The sequence below is a fragment of the Trichococcus ilyis genome (assembly GCF_900109135.1).
Classification (GTDB): domain Bacteria; phylum Bacillota; class Bacilli; order Lactobacillales; family Aerococcaceae; genus Trichococcus; species Trichococcus ilyis.
The window spans coordinates 1-17,632 of the sequence record NZ_FNYT01000009.1; the positions used below are offsets into that span (position 1 = coordinate 1).

11 protein-coding genes, 4 tRNA genes, 1 riboswitch and 1 other annotated feature are annotated in these 17,632 nt (G+C 49.4%); of the genes, 10 read left to right on the forward strand and 5 right to left on the reverse strand.

Going from position 1 to position 17,632, the window contains the following annotated elements; all coding sequences use genetic code 11:
• Positions 1-58 precede the first annotated feature (58 nt).
• The 4 genes from BMX58_RS05705 to BMX58_RS05715 all read left to right on the forward strand — a co-directional run bounded on the left by BMX58_RS05705 (position 59) and on the right by BMX58_RS05715 (position 411).
• Positions 59-131: transfer RNA gene (locus tag BMX58_RS05705), tRNA-Met, on the forward strand.
• A 25-nt stretch (positions 132-156) separates the two neighbouring features.
• A tRNA-Arg gene (locus BMX58_RS14650) sits at positions 157-244 on the forward strand.
• Between the two features lie 4 nt (positions 245-248).
• Positions 249-322, forward strand: a tRNA-Ile gene (locus tag BMX58_RS05710).
• Between the two features lie 17 nt (positions 323-339).
• Positions 340-411, forward strand: a tRNA-Glu gene (locus BMX58_RS05715).
• 88 nt (positions 412-499) lie between these two features.
• Here BMX58_RS05715 and BMX58_RS05720 read toward each other — a convergent pair.
• Positions 500-1,306 (reverse strand): hypothetical protein, encoded by an 807-nt coding sequence (locus BMX58_RS05720; protein ID WP_068622953.1) that lies wholly within the window; start codon positions 1,304-1,306, stop codon positions 500-502.
• Positions 1,307-1,530: 224 nt separating this feature from the next.
• Positions 1,531-1,606, forward strand: a riboswitch (SMK box riboswitch).
• On the opposite strand from BMX58_RS05720, the gene metK reads away from it, so the two are divergent.
• Positions 1,604-2,800, forward strand: a complete 1,197-nt coding sequence (metK, locus tag BMX58_RS05725; protein ID WP_068622952.1) for a methionine adenosyltransferase — start codon at positions 1,604-1,606, stop codon at positions 2,798-2,800. Its footprint overlaps the riboswitch before it by 3 nt.
• A gap of 99 nt (positions 2,801-2,899) precedes the next feature.
• Here the strand turns inward: metK and mnmM are convergent, their stop codons facing one another.
• The gene (mnmM, locus tag BMX58_RS05730) at positions 2,900-3,481 is read right to left on the reverse strand and encodes a tRNA 5-(aminomethyl)-2-thiouridylate-methyltransferase MnmM (protein WP_068622951.1); all 582 of its coding nucleotides are present in this window, start codon (positions 3,479-3,481) and stop codon (positions 2,900-2,902) included.
• Complete coding sequence (gene mnmL / locus BMX58_RS05735) at positions 3,450-4,442, reverse strand: tRNA modification radical SAM protein MnmL/YtqA (RefSeq protein ID WP_068622950.1); 993 nt, start codon at positions 4,440-4,442, stop codon at positions 3,450-3,452. The genes mnmM and mnmL overlap by 32 nt, the downstream gene beginning before the upstream one ends.
• A gap of 321 nt (positions 4,443-4,763) precedes the next feature.
• On the opposite strand from mnmL, the gene BMX58_RS05740 reads away from it, so the two are divergent.
• Positions 4,764-7,874, forward strand: coding sequence for a LysM peptidoglycan-binding domain-containing protein (locus tag BMX58_RS05740; RefSeq protein ID WP_275425219.1), 3,111 nt, complete (start codon positions 4,764-4,766; stop codon positions 7,872-7,874).
• A gap of 87 nt (positions 7,875-7,961) precedes the next feature.
• Positions 7,962-8,169, forward strand: a binding site (T-box leader).
• Positions 8,170-8,258: 89 nt separating this feature from the next.
• Positions 8,259-10,673, forward strand: a complete 2,415-nt coding sequence (leuS, locus tag BMX58_RS05745) for a leucine--tRNA ligase (RefSeq protein ID WP_068622948.1) — start codon at positions 8,259-8,261, stop codon at positions 10,671-10,673.
• A gap of 91 nt (positions 10,674-10,764) precedes the next feature.
• Here leuS and BMX58_RS05750 read toward each other — a convergent pair whose 3' ends face one another.
• Positions 10,765-12,201: a LysM peptidoglycan-binding domain-containing protein gene (locus BMX58_RS05750; protein WP_068622947.1), complete on the reverse strand. Its 1,437-nt coding sequence runs from the start codon at positions 12,199-12,201 to the stop codon at positions 10,765-10,767.
• 331 nt (positions 12,202-12,532) lie between these two features.
• On the opposite strand from BMX58_RS05750, the gene BMX58_RS05755 reads away from it, so the two are divergent.
• The 3 genes from BMX58_RS05755 to pepV all read left to right on the forward strand — a co-directional run bounded on the left by BMX58_RS05755 (position 12,533) and on the right by pepV (position 16,503).
• Positions 12,533-14,191, forward strand: a complete 1,659-nt coding sequence (locus BMX58_RS05755; protein ID WP_068622946.1) for a putative polysaccharide biosynthesis protein — start codon at positions 12,533-12,535, stop codon at positions 14,189-14,191.
• Positions 14,192-14,254: 63 nt separating this feature from the next.
• Positions 14,255-14,998 carry a pseudouridine synthase gene (locus BMX58_RS05760; protein WP_068622945.1) on the forward strand — a complete coding sequence of 248 codons (744 nt, stop codon included), beginning with the start codon at positions 14,255-14,257 and terminating at the stop codon, positions 14,996-14,998.
• Between the two features lie 101 nt (positions 14,999-15,099).
• Positions 15,100-16,503, forward strand: coding sequence for a dipeptidase PepV (gene pepV, locus BMX58_RS05765; RefSeq protein WP_068622944.1), 1,404 nt, complete (start codon positions 15,100-15,102; stop codon positions 16,501-16,503).
• Positions 16,504-16,752: 249 nt separating this feature from the next.
• Here the strand turns inward: pepV and BMX58_RS05770 are convergent, their stop codons facing one another.
• Complete coding sequence (locus BMX58_RS05770) at positions 16,753-17,496, reverse strand: YwaF family protein (protein WP_068622943.1); 744 nt, start codon at positions 17,494-17,496, stop codon at positions 16,753-16,755.
• Positions 17,497-17,632: the final 136 nt, after the last annotated feature.

The following is a 17,632-nucleotide window of genomic DNA, read 5'->3' on the forward strand; positions in this document are numbered from 1 at the left end:
ACGGGTTCGATTCCCGTACGGATCATTTTATTGTGGCCTCAGGCCATAGTACTATTATCGCGGGGTGGAGCAGTTGGCAGCTCGCCGGGCTCATAACCCGGAGGTCACAGGTTCAAGTCCTGTCCCCGCAATTGATATTCTTAAGCCAGTTGGATAGGGAATATTTTTTTATTGACTTGCATGGTAAAATAACAGCCTTCTAAGCTGTTGTTGTGGGTTCGATTCTAGTCACCCGCTTTTTTCAAAAAGGGCCTATAGCTCAGCTGGTTAGAGCGCACGCCTGATAAGCGTGAGGTCGATGGTTCGAGTCCATTTAGGCCCATTTTCATCATTTAATACGGCCCGTTGGTCAAGCGGTTAAGACACCGCCCTTTCACGGCGGTAACACGGGTTCGATTCCCGTACGGGTCATCTGTTGAAGCACTCATACGAGTGCTTTTTTTGTTGTAAAAAGTCAGAAGCACCAGTCGGTTGTGACCGGCGCTTCTGACTTTTTAGGTTAATTCAAAAAGAGCAGCGAATATGCAAGCGTAAAGAGGAAACTATAGTTGGAGAGATATTGCTCGAGTCTGAGATCATGCTGGAATTTCTTCTTGAATACAGGCAAGGCCAACAGTGCTGACAAAAGGAACAGAATAAGAGCCCAAACAGGGCTGTTCAGGTTGAGGGTCTGGAAAATACCAGTTGCATAGGCCAAAAGAAAGCTGAATAATTTAAGGATCTTTCCATGCCTCCGCAGCAAGTGTTGGTAAGAAGTTAATGATTGACTGTTCTTTTTTGTGTTACGGATCTGGATTAGAATGATGCCAAAAATGTGGAACAGAATGAGCGGAACCACTTCATATTGCAGTTGCAAGGGAATAAAGTTCGCTTGCGAGAAGAATGACAGCGCAGACAAGATGAATATCTTAAAGAAAGGCCTGAGGAGGATTTCGTAAAAGGTGTTTGCCATGCTGTACGGACGGTATTGCAAAATCGTATAGATGAAATACAACAGTAGGATGGCGAAAAGAATCGGATTCGATGCAAAGAAAAGGATGCCCAACAGAGCGATCGAAAAGATTCCGAACAATAAAACCGGTTTATAGGGCAATTTCGTGCCTGCCTGGTCGCTCTTTGAAAGCAAGCGTTCCAATGCAAGGGTAAACAGCAGAAACAAGTAGAGCCACAAAAGCAGTTCATAGTTAGGTCCGTTGAAAGTAATTCCTCTCCAAGCTCCGAAAAGCAACAGGCTGAGGGGAGCTGTCAGCATCGCCAACAAAATATGGTTCATCAGGGACATGAATTTATTTTTGAATTTCAGCATAATCTCTTCTTTCTTCATTTTTTTGGTGAATGAGTCTATCATCTCATATATAATTGCGCAGATTCATCATAGGGTAACGTCTTTGTGATGTCAAGCCGATCAGAATCCTGATACTGAAGCAGCTTTGTTCTGAGAAGGAATTCTGCGGATTCTGTTCAGATACACTTATTTTTTGTTGCATTTTCAGCCATGATAGCGTATATTAGGTATGTTGCATTTCAGAGGCTAATTGCAATATCCCGATAGGATTCACAATATGTGAAGACGCCTTGTAACCAAAAAATGGGGGAATGAAAAATGGTAGAAAAAAGATTATTTACTTCAGAGTCAGTAACGGAAGGTCATCCGGATAAAATCGCTGATCAGATCAGCGATGCTATTTTGGATACACTGTTGGCTGCTGATCCAAACGCGCGTGTTGCTTGCGAAACGATTGTTACGACAGGACTGGTGGTTGTCTTTGGTGAAATCACGACAAGCGCCTACGTAAACATCCAACAGATTGTCCGCGATACCGTGACCGAGATTGGTTATACGCGTGGTAAATTTGGCTTTGATGCTGATAACTTGGCTGTGATGGTATCATTGGACGAACAATCTGACGATATCGCAATCGGCGTTAATGAATCACTGGAACGCAGAGAATTGGTGACTACGGACTACAATGAAATCGGAGCAGGAGACCAAGGGTTGATGTTCGGATTTGCGATCAACGAAACGGAAGAGCTGATGCCTTTGCCGATTTCGCTCAGTCACAAGTTAGCGAAACGTTTATCTGAGGTTCGCAAAGACGGCACATTGGAATACCTGAGACCGGACGGAAAAACGCAAGTTACCGTAGAATACGACGAGAACGGCAAACCGAAACGTGTGGACACGATTGTTTTGAGCACACAGCATGATGAGAACGTCACCTTGGAACAATTGAAAAAGGATATTTTGGAGCATGTCATCCATCCTGTCATCGATGATTCCTTGCTGGATGCAGATACTAAATATTTCATCAACCCTACTGGACGCTTCGTTATCGGCGGGCCTAAAGGTGATTCCGGTCTGACGGGAAGAAAAATTATCGTTGACACTTACGGTGGGTATGCGCGTCATGGTGGCGGTGCATTCTCTGGTAAGGATGCTACAAAAGTTGACCGCTCCGCTAGTTATGCGGCCCGCTATATCGCGAAGAACATTGTTGCCGCTGGACTTGCCACAAAATGCGAAATCCAATTGGCGTACGCAATCGGTGTTGCTGAACCGGTATCGATTTCCATCGACACGTTCGGAACGAGCGAATATCCTGAAGCGTTGCTGATTGAAGCAGTCCGCAAAAACTTCAACTTGACGCCGGCAGGCATCATCCAAATGTTGGACCTGCGTCGCCCAATCTTCAAGAAGACAGCGGCCTATGGTCATTTCGGCCGTTCTGACGCCGACTTCACTTGGGAAAAAACGGACAAAACGGAAGCTTTGCTTGCGTACGTCAAAGCTGGCAAATAATAGGAAGCACAAAAAAAACTGCAAGCGCGCTTGCAGTTTTTTTGTGCTTATTTCTGTTTTTTTAACAAGATCAGGATCAACCAATCTGCTTTGCTTTTTTTATTTCATATAAGGTGTTTTTTTCTTTTCGATGGCGATCAGGAACGGCGGATGATTGATTTGGTTGATGAAACCATATTGCAACACCTTGTAGGTCGCTTGATTCAGCTCGCTGACATATTCAAGCAGGGCATTTTTCTCCTCCATGCCACCGGAATGGCCGCTGTACACGACCAGAATGATATAGCTGCCGATCCTTAATTTGGGCAACAAGGCAGCCACCGCCGAAATGGTCGTCTCCTTTTGGGTGATGACCGATTTGTCGGCCCCCGGAAGGTAACCCAAGTTAAAGATGGCGCCACCGATTCGGGCATCTTCCTCCAGTACTTCCGCAACTGTTTCATGCCCTTGATGAAGAAGGGTGACCTGCTTCGTCAACCCGCTCAACAAAAGCTTTTGCTTTGTGTTTTCGATAGCCTGTTTCTGGATATCGAACCCGATGACATGGCCTTTTGACCCCACCAAAGTCGCCAGCAGCACTGTATCGCTTCCGTTTCCGACCGTTGCATCAATAACGGTATCCCCTTCGGATACTGTTTCCTTCAGCAGTTTATGGCTGAAATCCACTGCGGACAACAACATGTTCCTCACCCTTATTCCTGATATTATGAATGCCTTGATATGTATTGCGACGTTCCAACTCTTGGTCGATTGCGTTCAGCACTTCCCACTTTTTGAGACTCCACATCGGACCGATCAATGTGTCGCGAGGTGCATCGCCGGTGATGCGGTGGATGACGATTTCTGGCGGAATGACTTCGAGCTGATCGCAGACAAGTTCGACATATTCGTCTTTTTCGAGCAATCTTAATCTGCCTTGGTAATAGTCACGGACCATTTTTGTGTTTTTCATCAAGTGCAGCAAATGGATTTTGATGCCTTGAATATCCGAATCCAGGATCACCCGGTGGACGCTCTCCATCATCATGTCATGGTTTTCCCCGGGAAGTCCATTGATGAGATGCGTACAAACCGGGATATTATGCGTACGCAGTTGTTCCACCGCTCTCAGATATGTCTCATAGGAATGCGCGCGGTTGATGACTTTGCTTGTTTCTTCATGAATGGTCTGCAGTCCCAGTTCCACCCAGATGTAGTAACGCTTGTTCAGTTCGGCCAAATATTCGATCGTTTCCGGCGGCAGGCAATCCGGTCTTGTTGCGATCATGATGCCGACAACGCCTTCCTCATTGACCACTTGCTCATAGCGGTGGCGAAGGATGTCCACCGGGGCATGCGTATTAGTGAAATTTTGGAAATAGGCGATGTAGCTCTTTACGTTCGGCCATTTTTTGTGCATCATGTCGATGCCTTTGCGCAATTGGACAGGCAGCGGATCGATCCGATTCTGGGCGAAATCGCCGGATCCGGACACGGTGCAGAATGTACAACCGCCGCGAGCGACGGTGCCGTCGCGGTTAGGGCAATCGAAACCGCCGTCGATGGCAACCTTGAAAATCTTTTCGCCGAAATGCTGCTGCAGATGGTAATTCCATGTATGGTAACGCTTGTTTGTGTCGCTGTATAAAAATTGATTTGTCAATACTTTCACCTCAAAGGGTATTTTATCATGATTTTTGTTAAGTCAATAGCCCATTTGACGATCCGGACTACATTTTGTAAGAAAGCATGCCGAGAAAGGCTTACTTTTATGTAGTGGTAGGATTGTTACAGATTCATTTCAATTGTTAAATATTAAATATGGTTATGAAAGCCATTCAAAAATTTGGGAAACAAACATATAATAGACATGTTGGATCATTTTCTTAAAAGAAATTTAAATTAAAATCCATCTTTTTATATATCCAGATGTTTTTCACTGCCGATTCGGCAGTATTTTTGATACAGGGAGTGGTATATTTTGGTGTTATCCAGAAACGAACGCATCAACCAAAAGAAAAAAGAACAATTGATCAATTCTTTTATCACCACGAATAAAAGACTGAAACGCAGCGTAGCGGTGCTGAGTACCTCATTGTTTATGACGACTGTCGTCAAGCCGACCCAATTGGTTTTGGCAGCAGAGTCGACTACGCTTGGAACAACGGATACACGAGTATATTCCACCAATCCCTTTTTGAATCAAATCATTCCGTCTGCCACTGTGATCGCCGCACAGAATGACCTGTACGCCTCCGTGATGATGGCTCAAGCGATTCTGGAGAGCGGGTGGGGAACCAGTGCTCTGGCATCGGCGCCTAACTATAACCTGTTCGGAATCAAGGGAAACTACGAAGGCGAGTCCGTCAACATGGGAACCTTAGAGGACAGCGGCGGGCAGAATTACTATCCCATCAACGCAGAGTTCCGGAAATATCCGTCCTATGCGGAGTCCTTGCAGGATTACGCGGATCTGTTGGCGAACGGAACCAGTTGGAATCCGACATATTATGCGGGTGCCTGGAAGAGCAACGCAGCCACCTATCAGGATGCCACTGCATACCTGACCGGCCGCTATGCGACGGACACAGCCTACAGCACCAAACTGAACCGGATCATTGCGCAATACGGTTTGGATCAATACGACAACTATATACCTGTCGTCGAAGACGAGACTGAGGAACCGGATGCAGGCAATATCGATTTCGAAAAGCCGACAGAAACACCTGAGCTGCCGACTGTAGAGCTTCCTGAAAATTCCGGTGAAGATACTGCTGGACAAGAAACACCAACTGAACCTGCTGAGGATACGGAAGACGCTGAAACACCAGCGACTCCGGTTCAAGCGGGGGATGCCGTCCATGAGGTCCAAGCCGGCGACACATTATCCGCGATCGCCAAAAAATATTCGATTTCGGTGGTCGATCTGATTGCTTTGAATAAATTGAGTTCCAATATGATTTATGTAGGCGATCGCCTGGTGCTGCCGAACAGTGTCGTGGTCGAGCAAGAGGCGCCTGCGAAGGAAGAGACATCTGCACCGACAGCACCAGGTGAGACACCTTCAAATACGGCAACTTCAGTCTATACGGTCGTAGCTGGCGATACCCTTTACAAAATCGCCGCGGCGAACAGCTTGACGCTCAGTGGATTGAAGAGCCTGAATTCTCTGACCGGCGATACCATTTATGTAGGCCAAAAGTTGTTGTTGAACAAACCGACAACCACTAGTCCCGATACGACCGAAACCGGCGCAAGCAGTAATACGGGGCAAACGCCTTCCCAATCCTACACAGTGAAATCTGGTGACACACTGTGGTCAATCGCGACCGCGAACAGCATGACGGTTGCCACATTGAAGAACGCAAACAGTCTGACATCCGACGCGATCTATCCGGGTCAGATTTTGAAAACTACCGGCACCTCGGCGGGCGCTACAACGCCGACTACCGGAACGAACACGGGAACAACGGGAACAACGGTCACTGGAGCCTTCATCAAACCGGCCAGCGGATACATTTCCTCTCCCTTCGGATACCGTACTTCGCCTATCAATGGCGCGTTGGATTTCCATCGGGGCATTGATATCGCCGGCAGCGGCAATATCAATGCGGCACAGGCAGGGGTTGTAGAGGTCGCCGCATATCATTACAGCTACGGCAATTACGTCGTCATCAATCACGGCAAAATAAACGGCGTGACTATCAAAACGTTGTATGCGCACATGCAATCAGGACTTTCGGTATCGGTAGGGCAGACAGTCAGCCAAGGCCAAAAAATCGGCGTGATGGGAACAACCGGCAGTTCAACAGGCGTCCATCTGCATTTCGAAGTGCAGGAAAACGGGACAGTCGTCAATCCGGTGAACTACCTCAATGGCACCATCACAGTGGCACCTGGAGCAAGTACACCGACCGCACCGGCGACACCATCCAACGGCAGCAGCGTTGTCGTCGTTTCCGGAGATACTTTGTGGAAGATTGCTACCGCGAACGGTTTGACGGTAGCGGAATTAAAAGCGTTGAACAACTTGACAAGCGATGCGATTCTGAGCGGTCAGGTGCTGTTGCTGAAGAGCACCGCAACGGTGACGCCAACCACCCCGACAACGCCTGCCGTAAATCCGGGAACAACAACCAGCAATGTAACAGTAGCTTCGGGCGACACGCTCTGGAAAATCGCGACTGCGAATGGTTTGAGCGTAGCCGAGCTGAAGACTCTGAACAACCTGAGTAGTGATGTCATCGTTCCTGGCCAAACATTGTTGCTTAAACAAACTACGGCCGCGGCGCCGACAACACCGGTTGTTACTCAGCCGACAACGCCTGCTGCACCGACAACTGCAGCCACGATCACGGTAGCATCCGGCGATACCCTTTGGAAATTGGCGACTGCGAACGGAGTGAGCGTAGCGGAACTGAAAACACTGAACAGCCTCACTTCAGATGTCATTATTCCGGGACAAACGCTGACGCTCAAGAGCACAACAAGCACAGCGCCGACCGTTACCTTGCCTACGACAACTGCGCCGGGAACCTCAACCACAACGAGCACCATCACAGTGGCATCCGGGGATACGCTCTGGAAAATCGCAAATGCAAACGGCCTTACGGTAACGGAATTGAAGACACTGAACAATTTGGATTCCGATTATATTTATCCGGGTCAATCATTGCAGGTGAAGGCTACTGCAGCAACCGACAATGCTTCTGTTGCGGTAACGACGCCGACTGTGACAACTCCTTCCGTTCCGACTGTCACGAGCACAGTCTACACCGTCCAAAAAGGGGATACGCTTTATAAAATCGCATCCGCAAATGGCGTCTCGGTCGCCGACCTGAAGACGTGGAACGGACTGAACACGGATATCATTTTTGTGGGCCAAGCATTGAAGTTGGCTGCGGCCTCAACGACAACTCAGACAACGGCGCCATCGACAACCGTGCCTGTAACAACAGGCGATACCTATACGGTCGAAAAAGGCGACACGCTTTACGGCATCGCCAAGAAAAAGGGTGTCAGCTTAGCCGCATTGATCGAAGCGAATGATATTAATTCCAATATCATTTATGTCGGCCAAGTCATCAATCTTTAGGCCGAAACAGATTGGCCCCGACAGGCATCAAGTCTTGATGAAATGATTTTTATTTGTTAAAATAGCAGATGAATCAATTCATAACCGAAACAGACATAGAGAAGGAATAGTAGGGAGCAGCTTTTTTTGAAGAGAGCGCATGGGTGGTGAAAATGCGCAAAGAGCCTCTCGAACTCGCCTTTGAGTTGTTCCGCTGAAAGCATCAGTAAGCGGGACCGCATCGCTGCGTTACAGGCATGATAAGGAATGCAAAGACATTCAATATAGGTGGTACCGCGGAAAATTCGTCCTATAGGCAGAACCAGTGATGGGCGCTGCCTATGGGATTTTTTTTATGGCCAACCGCCTGTTTGGATGAATGAAAAGAAAAGGATGTTGCTGGAAATGGGTTACACACATAAGACGATCGAGAAAAAATGGCAAAAATATTGGGCAGACAACCGGACCTTCAAAACGACCGAAGAAGGCGGGAAACCGAAATATTACGTTTTGGATATGTTCCCTTACCCTTCCGGCCAAGGCTTGCATGTAGGCCATCCGGAAGGCTACACGGCGACTGATATCGTTGCCCGGGCAAAACGTGCACAAGGCTTCAACGTCCTGCATCCGATGGGATGGGATGCTTTCGGGTTGCCGGCTGAGCAATATGCGCTGGATACCGGTAACGATCCGGCAGATTTTACCGAGCATAACATCAAAACCTTCAAGCGCCAAATCCAATCGTTGGGATTCAGTTATGACTGGAGCCGCGAAATCAATACGACCGACCCTAGCTACTACAAATGGACGCAGTGGATCTTCACAAAATTGTATGAACAAGGATTGGCATATGAAGCGGAGGTTTCCGTCAACTGGTGTCCGGCCTTGGGCACTGTGCTGGCCAACGAGGAAGTCGTTGATGGCGTCAGCGAGCGTGGCGGACATCCGGTTTACCGCAAACCGATGAGACAGTGGATGCTGAAGATCACTGCCTATGCTGAGCGTCTTTTGGACGATCTGGAATTGGTGGACTGGCCTGAGAGCATCAAGGAGATGCAACGGAACTGGATCGGACGTTCGGAAGGATCGAACGTTACTTTCAAAATCAAGGATACAGATAAAGAATTCACCGTCTTCACGACCAGACCGGATACTTTGTTCGGTGCGACTTATGCGGTCATGGCGCCTGAATTGCCTTTGGTCAAGGAAATCATGTCCGACCAACAGGCTGAAGCAGTCGAGGCCTACATCGATGCCATTTCATTGAAGAGCGATCTGGACCGGACAGAACTTGCAAAGGAAAAGACCGGTGTATTCACGGGTGCTTATGCAATCAATCCGGTCAATGGAAAGGAAATTCCGATCTGGATCGCTGACTATGTGTTGGCGACATACGGGACCGGCGCCATCATGGCTGTTCCTGCCCATGACACCCGCGACTATGAATTTGCCAAAACATTCGATTTGGAGATCGTGCCGGTTCTTGAAGGCGGAAATGTCGAAGAAGCAGCCTACACCGAGGACGGCTTGCACATCAACTCTGGTTTCCTGAACGGACTGGATAAAGCGACAGCGATCGCGAAGATGAACGAGTGGTTGTCGGAAAAAGGACTGGGCGAAAAAGTGGTTTCCTACCGCCTGCGCGACTGGTTGTTCTCGAGACAGCGCTATTGGGGCGAACCGATTCCGGTCATCCACTGGGAAGATGGCACTTCGACAACGGTGCCCGAGAACGAATTGCCGTTGTTGCTTCCGAAGACCGATCAGGTGAAGCCGAGCGGCACAGGGGAATCCCCGCTTGCGGTCATCGATGAGTGGGTCAATGTGGTCGATCCGGTGACAGGCATGAAAGGCAGACGCGAAACCAACACAATGCCGCAGTGGGCGGGCAGCTCATGGTACTTCCTGCGCTTCATGGATCCGCACAACCGCAACGAATTGGCTTCAAAAGACAGACTGGCTTACTGGCAGAATGTGGATCTGTACATCGGCGGCGCCGAACATGCTGTCCTGCATCTGTTGTACGCGCGTTTCTGGCATAAATTCCTTTACGATATCGGCATCGTGCCAACGAAAGAGCCGTTCCAGAAATTGTACAACCAAGGCATGATCTTGGGCGAAAACAACGAGAAAATGTCCAAATCAAAAGGCAATGTCGTCAATCCGGATGACATTGTCGAACGCTACGGCGCGGACACGTTGCGCATGTACGAAATGTTCATGGGACCGTTGGATGCTTCCTCCGCTTGGAGCGAAAGCGGCATCGAAGGCAGCCGCAAGTTCCTGGACCGCATTTGGCGCTTGCTGCTGGATGAAAATGACAAGATGCGCGACCGCATCACAACCGTCAACACGCATGAATTGGACAAGGTTTACCATCAGACAGTCAAGAAGGTTACCGAGGATTATGATAATCTCCACTTCAATACGGCGATTTCGCAGATGATGATCTTCATCAATGAAGCTTACAAAGTGGATGCTTTGCCGTTCGAATACATCACTGGTTTTGTTCAGCTGTTGGCACCGATCGCGCCGCACTTCAGCGAAGAACTCTGGGTCAAATTGGGCAAACCGGAAGGCATTTCTTACGTTGCTTGGCCGACTTACGATGAAGCATTCCTTGTCGAAGACGAGATCGAGGTCGTTTTCCAGATCAACGGAAAAGTGAAAACCAAGGAAATGGTGGCGTCCGATATTTCCAAAGAGGACATGATCGCCATCGCTCTGGAAAACAGCATCATCAAAGAAGGAATTGCCGGCAAGACCGTCAGAAAAACCATCGCCATCCCAGGCAAACTGGTCAATATCGTAGCAAATTAATCAAAAGAAACAACAAAGAGAACGAAAACCCAAGCAGTAGGGTTCTCGTTCTCTTTTGTGCTGCTTGTATCGACAGGAAATGGGGAAATCCTTAAGGGATGATCAAAACTTGGCCGACTCGGATCAGGTTCGGATTGGAGATGCCGTTGGCATTCACAAGCTGTGTGATGGTTACGCCATATCGAAGCGCGATCGCATATAAAGTATCCCCGGCTTTTACGGTATAGGACGTTCCGGTTGTCGGTGCCGTAGGAGTAGTCGGCGTTCCGGTTCCTGGTATCGTCAATACTTGACCGACGCTTATCAGATTGGCGTTGGCGATATTATTGGCGGCGACGATCTGCTGGATCGTCACGCCGTAACGCAAGGCGATGGCATAAAGGGTATCCCCGGCTTTGACAATATAGCTCGTGCCTGTCGTCGGAGTGGTCGGAGTGGTCGGAGTCGTAGGTGTTGTCGGCGTGCTTGTCCCTGGAATCGTCAGCACTTGACCGACGCGGATCAGGTTGGCGTTGGCGATGCCATTAGCATTAACGATCGCTTGGACGGTCACACCATAACGCAAGGCGATGGCATAAAGGGTATCCCCGGCTTTGACGGTATAACTGGTTCCCGTAGTCGGAGTGGTAGGAGTCGTAGGCGTTGTCGGCGTGCCTGTTCCCGGAATCGTCAGCACTTGACCGACGCGGATCAGGTTGGCATTGGCCAAGCCATTGGCATTGACGATTGCTTGCACCGTCACGCCGTAACGCAAAGCGATCGCATAAAGGGTGTCACCCGCTTGGACAGTGTAATTGGTTCCAGTCCCTGTTCCCGGAGTGCTTGTTGTGTTCATTAGCTGAGAAAGGGTCACGAATGAGTAGCCCATCGCCCGCAACTGACTGATGATGTTCGGCAACGCGGTAGTCGTGCCGTTTGCTCCGTAACCGGCATGCATCAGTACGACGGCGCCTGGTACGACATTATTGACGACGCGGTTATAGATGTCAGTGGCTGAGTTGCCTGTCCAGTCCAGCGAATCGATTGTCCACTGGAACGTGTAGGTGTAACCGGCGTTTCCGACAGTTTGCAGGACGGTACTGTTATAGGATCCGAAAGGAGCGCGGAAAAAAGGTTTTGTGCTTTTGCCTGTAAGGTTTGTGATGATCGTTTCGGTGCGGCTCAGTTGATTGGCCATCTCGGTTGTCGATATGGTCGTAAAGTCCGGATGATTGTAGGAGTGGTTTCCGATATCATGTCCGGCTGCGACAATGTTCTTGATTGCCTGCGGGTGATTTTCGGCCCCTTGACCGGTGAGGAAGAATGTGGCTTTTACATTATTGGCTGATAATGTGTTCAGAATTGATTGGATATAATATCCGTCCGATCCATCATCAAACGTTAAGGCAACAACCTTATTGGATGCAGAACCTTGGTAAATGATCTGCGAGGCAGCAGCCAAAGCAGGTGTTGCCGAAAGGGTGAAGAAAAGCAGGAGCGAAAGGATGACTCCGAATAAATGTCTGAACGCCTTTCTTAAGGTGTCCATTTTTAAGTCCTCTTTTCTTGTGCAGTTTTTGCGATACGGTTGACTGGCTCTATCCGATAGCCAAATACATGCGCATGGTCCAGGGAAACAGCGATTGACTCAGTTGCACTTCACACTTACATTTTACCATAAACGCTCAAGTGATGGTATGAAAACGCGCACAAAGAGATGGGGTGTTCAGCACGGAAATGTCAGGAATTATGCTGTAATTGTTAGGATTTTGCAAAATAAGACTGCTATAGATTGAAAAAAAACGGAACTTTGGTAAAATACTTGAGTGATGGTATTATTATTCTTCTCTTTCATTTATCAGAGAGAAAGCAGGTTGTGAATGTCAACAGATAGAAAAGTCAATGAAGTAAAAGAAACAACCAACGATAAGATGGTGCAGGGAACATTCTGGATGACTTTCGGGAGCATTTTTTCCCGCTTGATCGGTGCGCTCTACATCATTCCTTGGAACGCCTTGATGGGTTCAACGGATGCGGCCAATACCGCCAATGCCCTCTATTCGATAGGCTACACCCCATATCAGCTGTTCCTTTCGATCGGAATAGCGGGTTTCCCTGCGGCGATGTCCAAGCAGGTTGCCCAATACAATGCCAAAAATCAATACCGGACCGGCATCGACATCTTCAAAAAGAGCATGTTTTTCATGTTTTTGACGGGTGGGGTCAGTGCCGCCTTGATGTACGGGTTGGCTCCGATGATTGCGGAGAACAGTCCGGCCGCTTCCCCTGAAGACGGGGCTTTGGTGATACGGGCTCTGGCGCCGGCTTTATTGCTGGTTCCGGGCATGAGTCTGATGCGCGGCTTTTTTCAAGGCTATCAGGATATGGTGCCATCTGCGATTTCGCAAGTATTCGAACAGATCGGCAGGGTCGTATACCTTTTGGGCGCGACTTACATCGTGATGCAGCTCTTGGACGGCAATATCGCCACCGCGGTCGCGCATTCCACCTTTGCTGCATTTGTAGGCGCGATTGTAGCGGCTGTGATCCTTCTCTTTTATTACAAGCAGAAAATGGCCGAGTACCAGCCTCTGATCGCCAATAGCGAACCTTCAAGCAATATCCAGACGACTGCGGCCATCAAAAGCATGTTGCAGGAATCGATCCCGTTCATCCTGATCGGATCAGGCATCACTTTCGCCAAGCTGATCGATCAGGTGACGTTCAAACCGATGATGGAGAACCTCACGAGCTACTCGGGAAAAGAAATCGAAGACCTCTTCGGCCTGTTCAGTTTCAATGCCGACAAATTGATCATGATCATTGTCTCCTTGGCTGTCGGGATGGCAACGGCAGCCGTTCCGCTGATTGCTGCCGAGTTCACGAAAGGAAACTTCCGTGTTCTTCAGAGTCAGGTCCGGGAGATCATCCAATTGTTCGCCTTCATCATGCTTCCGGCTTCGCTGGGTATGATGATCGTTTCCGAACCGATCTACAATGTGTTCTATCCGCTGCATCCGGAAGGGCCTACCTTGTTGGCAGTATCTGCTCTGATGAGCATCGTTTTGGGCCTGTTCACCGTGCTCGGTTCGATTCTGCAGTCATTGAGCCGGCACAAGACGATGATCGCTTATTTGTTGGTCGGGCTGACGGTCAAAGCGATCATGCAGTATCCGATGCTGGCATTGTTCGATACACCAGGGGCATTGGTTGCAACGACAATCGGATTCATCGCGACGGTGCTCTTGAGCGGTCGAAAAATTTATCAGCTGACCCATTTCGGATTAGCCGATACTTTGCGGAAAACCGGGAAAATTTTCGCCGTCGCATTGTTGATGACGGTATGTGCGTTCGTCGCTTTGAAGGCCAGCATGCTGATCATTCCGATCGATCGCAAGCTGACGGCACTCATCGTTGTCGCTATCGTGGCGGCAGTCGGCGGATTCGTCTACCTGTTCCTGACCCTGAAATTGCGCATCGCTGATGACATTCTGGGCGCCAAAGCAGAAGGACTGCGCAGGAAAATGCGCATCAAATAACAGAAACGAAACCAAAAAGCAGCCTCAGGGGGTGCTTTTTGGTTTATAAAGGGAGAAAATTATATGCGTTTGGATAAACTGTTGGCGAATTCTGGCTTCGGCTCCAGAAAAGAAGTCAAATTGTTGCTGAAGAAAAAATGGGTGACGGTGAACGGAAAAGTCGAAACGAAAGCCGAAGCCAAGGTGGACAGCGAAAAGGACATTATTCTTGTCGGCGATGAGCCCGTCAGCTATCAGGAATATCTCTATCTGATGATGAACAAGCCGCAAGGCGTGCTCAGCGCGACCGAGGACAATCACCAAAAGACGGTCATTGACCTGTTGTCCTTCGATCTGCACCAACAGGAACTTTTCCCAGTCGGGCGGCTGGACAAGGATACAGAAGGCTTGCTGCTGTTGACGAACGACGGCCAGCTGGCCCATTTCCTGCTGTCGCCTAAGCGGCATGTGGACAAGGTTTATTTCGCAAGAGTAGCGGGCCGGATGACCGAAGACGACCGGATCGCTTTTGCTGACGGGATTGTCCTGGAGGACGGCTATCGTTGCCTGCCGGCCAAACTGGAGCTGCGTTCCTATGATGAAAAAAAGGATGTGTCGGAGGTCGAAATCACGATCAAAGAAGGGAAGTTCCATCAAGTCAAGCGCATGGTCGTGGCCTGCGGGAAAGAGGTCACCTTTCTGAAGAGGCTGACGATGGGCCCTTTGCGGCTTGACGAAAACCTGGAAAAAGGGGAGTATCGTCCGCTGCGCGAAGAGGAAATTGCGGTCTTGCGGGCGCACCTGCCGGAGTCGATTAAAAAAGGCTAAGAGTTTGCGGGTTGTTGGCCCCAAATGCCAAGCTTTTATTTGGTTATTTTGCCAAAAGTGATATGATGATAGCATGATATTTTAAGTTAGGATGTGTGCCCATGGAAATCAATTGGAAAAAAGAAGTGGAAGCTAGAAAAACAGAGCTGCTCGAGGATTTATTCACGCTTTTGCGTATCGACAGTGTCCGGGATGACTCGAAAATAACCCCTGATGCCCCGGTCGGACCGGGCCCTAAAGAGGCTTTGGAAGCTTTCTTGGCGATCGGCGAACGGGATGGCTTCATCACGAAGAATGTCGGCAATCTGGCCGGACATATCGAATTCGGCGAAGGGGAAGAATTGATGGGCGTATTCGGCCATGTCGATGTTGTGCCGACCGGAACCGGCTGGGATACGGATCCTTTCGCGCCGGTCATCATCGATGACCGCATCTATGCACGTGGAGCAAGCGACGACAAGGGGCCTACAATGGCTGCTTATTATGCGCTGAAAATCATCCGCGATCTGAAACTGCCGATCACCAAAAAGGTCCGCATCATCATCGGAACGGATGAAGAGAGCGGTTGGAAATGCATGGACCACTATCTCCAGAATGAGCAGATCCCCGACTTCGGTTTTTCTCCGGATGCCGAGTTTCCGATCATAAACGGTGAAAAAGGGATGCAGACATTCATGGTACAGTTCAGAGGCGACAACAAAGGCGGCAAAAATGAGTTGTTGAGCTTCGATGCCGGACTGCGTGAAAACATGGTCCCTCAGGATGCGACCGCTGTTTTCATCAGCCAGGAGCCAGACAGAATCGAGCAGGCTTTCGCTGACTTCCTTGAGCACAATCCGGTCAAGGGCACGCTCTCGGTTCAGGGAGAACAAGTCACGATCGAATTGATCGGAAAAGCGGCTCACGGCATGAACCCGGCTGCCGGCGTGAACGCGGGCACTTATCTGGCTTCTTTCCTGAATAAATTCCTCTTCGGCGGACAAGCAGCCACTTTCCTGGAATTGATCGCGGACCGCATCCATCTGCAGCATGATGCGAAAAAGCTGAACTTGGCTTATACGGATCCGATTATGGGCGAACTGACCATGAATGCGGGCATCTTCACGTTCACACCGACCACCGGTGGGGAAGTGGCTTTGAATTTCCGCTACCCGCAAGGCGTTTCCGAGGAAGGCATCGAAATCAAGCTTGAGGCGGCTTTGGCTTCCTATGGCGTGACGATCGCAAAAGGCGGCCACGGCAAGTTGCCGCATTATGTTTCGGCTGATGATCCATTGGTCAAAACGTTGCTGGCTGTATACGAAAAACATACCGGTTTGAAAGGCCACGAACAATCCATCGGCGGCGGAACATACGGACGCTTGTTGGAGCGTGGGGTTGCCTATGGGGCAATGTTCCCGGACAGCATTGACACGATGCATCAGGCGAATGAGTTCATCGCTTTGGATGATCTTTTCCGCGCTGCCGCCATCTATGCGGATGCCATGTACGAATTGCTGAAATAAACAAGTAGTCTTACAGGCGCATATCTAAAAAAACGAGGCTGGGACTAAACTCCCAGTCTCGTTTTGTATCCGAACATAGTGTGCGTAAACGCGGGACAGAACGCAGCCCCTGGCTCCACTTCACGAACAATGCTCGAATGGCCTGCAGCCATTCTGCGCTTGTCCGCTCCAGTGGTCCGGAGCTAAACGCGTTCTGTCCCGCTCTCGTTTTTTTAGGTCATGGACGAAGTAACAGGACAAGTTGCGTCTTCAATGGAGAGCCTTTCTTTTCAAAATTTCCCAGGGTGTGTAAAGGATACTCCAACTGAGGAGAATGGACCCAAGGACCGCGATCAGATAACCGGGCGTCCCCAGCCAACGATCGAAAAGCACAAGGACCGTGCCCCTTTCGATATGGTTCAGAAACATGTAGTTGCTGCCGATTGTTTGATTGACCCAAAACGCTGACACCACAAAAGGTGCCGCCAACAGGATGGAATGCGGCAAGCTTCGGATGTCCGGCCGAAAACCGTCTCCGAATATGTAAAGCAAAGGAAGCAGAATAAGCAACAAATGGGTCATGGAGAATTCGACAAAAAAGAAACTGAAAAGGGGATAAGGGCCCAGATTGGGGTTTGCCAGGGCGACCAATCCGCCCGGCAAACCGATGCCGTACGAAAACTCCTTCAGAAGCCGATTATTTGAAAAAACGGCGGCTGTCCCAACTATCGCCGATACGCTGCAGAGGTGCAGAGGAAGCATCATGCTGATAAAGAAGTAAAAATCGCCGAAGAAGGCACACCACACCCATCGCGAAAAATAAAGCAACATCAACAGGGCGGCGATGATGATCTTCATGTTTCTCCGATTCCGCTCGGGCTGCTTGCGATAAAGCAAGATGGTGGAAAGGAGGATGCTCGCAGACAGGACAAGCAAGGCAAGATGAGCCGAACTGAAGGTTTCGACGCCGATCCCGCTTGGCAAGTCTGATTCAAAAGTCCAAAAATTAGCCATATGCTCACCCTCTCCTGCGAATGGGAAAACGGCATCTGCTCAAAAACGACTTTCTTTGCCTCATTGTACTGCGTACACCCTTAAAACGCCAGAAACAGCATGGCGGTAGAGTTTTGCCCAATCAAAAGCTGGAATT